Raw genomic sequence first — 1,414 nt, 5'->3', positions numbered from 1 at the left:
GCGAAGCCCCGATGTCGAGCGGCTGCTCCTCGACGCTGCCCGTCAGCGAAACATCGGCCTGCGGGTTGGCGATGTCGGCCTTGCCCTTGGCCGAGAGCTTGATGTCCTTCACCGTGCGGCCGGCCGCCGTCAGGCTGGCGCTGTCGGCCGACACCGAAAAGTCCGGCGCCCAGCGCGGGCCGCTCGCGGTCAGCGCGAAATTGACCCCGCCGGCAAGCGGCGTGCCGGCGAGCGACGACAGCGCCGAGACATCGCCCAGCGTGCCTTTCACATTGGCCTGGATATCCGAGCCTTGCGCGCTGGCGGTGCCGCTGGCGCTGAGCGAGCCGGAGGTGAGTTCCAGCGAATTGGCAGCGAAGGCGCCTTGCGGATCGCGGGTCGCGGTGGCCGAGAATTTCACCCGTTCGCCAAGCAGCGAGCTGATCTGCGGCGGCAAAGCCTTGGACACGGCGTCGGCATTCATCTTCAGCGTCATCGACAGATCGGCGAGCGAGACACCGGCCGTCAGCGCAGCATTGAGCGCGTCGCTGCGCAGCGTGCCCTTGTCGATGGTGACGTTATCGCGGCTGATCGAACCGGAAAGATCGGCCGCCAGCGTGCCCGTCACCAACGGCGCCAGCGTCGCCACGTCGGTCTTCAGGCCAGCGGCGGCGAGCTTCACGCTGACCGGGCCGCTGCGATTCTCGACATCGAAGCCGTCGGAATGGATTTGTCCCGTCACATTGTTGAGCTGCGTGCCGCCGACGGCGATCGAGGCCAGCGACGTGCCGATATCGACCATCGGCGCCTTGCCGTCGCCAAAGGCGCGGGCGGTCGCCTTCTCGACCGCGACCAGGATCGGCACCGCGCTGTTGCCGACATCGATCGTGACAGGCTTGTCCTTGGCCGAAAGCTCGACGGCGAGGTCGCTGGCGCCCTTCGGGTCGACATTGCCGGTGGCCGTGCCATGCACGGCGCCGCTCTCTATGGTGGCATGCTCGATATCGACCCCGCCAGCGTTGGTGGCGGTGCCGGCGACGTCGAAGCTCGTCTTGCCTGCAAAGAGCGACTTGAACTTTTCCGGCAGGAAGCGCTCGAATTCGCCGTCGCCCTTGGCTTCTATATAGTGCCCCTTGTCGCTCAACTGGTGGCGACCGGTAAGCTGGGTGACGATCTTGCGGTCGACGACGAAGGTGCCGACGCCGTTCCAATTGGCGAGTGGCCCGGTTCCGGAAACGACGATGTCGACGGGTGGCGCATCAGGCAGCTTGAGCAGGTTGGCGATGATGCCGCCCGCTGGCTCCGACGCCTTGAGATCGAGGTCGAGCTTGTTGTCGGCCGGCGCGAAATGGATCTTGGCGTCGACATTGCCCTGCTTGCCGTCGTGGCGGGCGACGTTGAGCACAGTCTCGACCGCCACGACGGCAAGCAGGGC

At 66.5% G+C, this 1,414-nt stretch carries 1 pseudogene; it reads right to left on the bottom strand.

What is annotated here, in order from left to right:
* Positions 1-1,414: pseudogene (locus tag EOA29_RS36450) on the bottom strand (translocation/assembly module TamB); the annotation flags it as partial.

This window comes from Mesorhizobium sp. M1E.F.Ca.ET.063.01.1.1, from assembly GCF_003998155.1.
GTDB lineage: Bacteria > Pseudomonadota > Alphaproteobacteria > Rhizobiales > Rhizobiaceae > Mesorhizobium.
The sequence above is the reverse complement of the archived record's forward strand: the minus strand, read 5'-3'. Positions and strand labels throughout refer to the sequence as shown.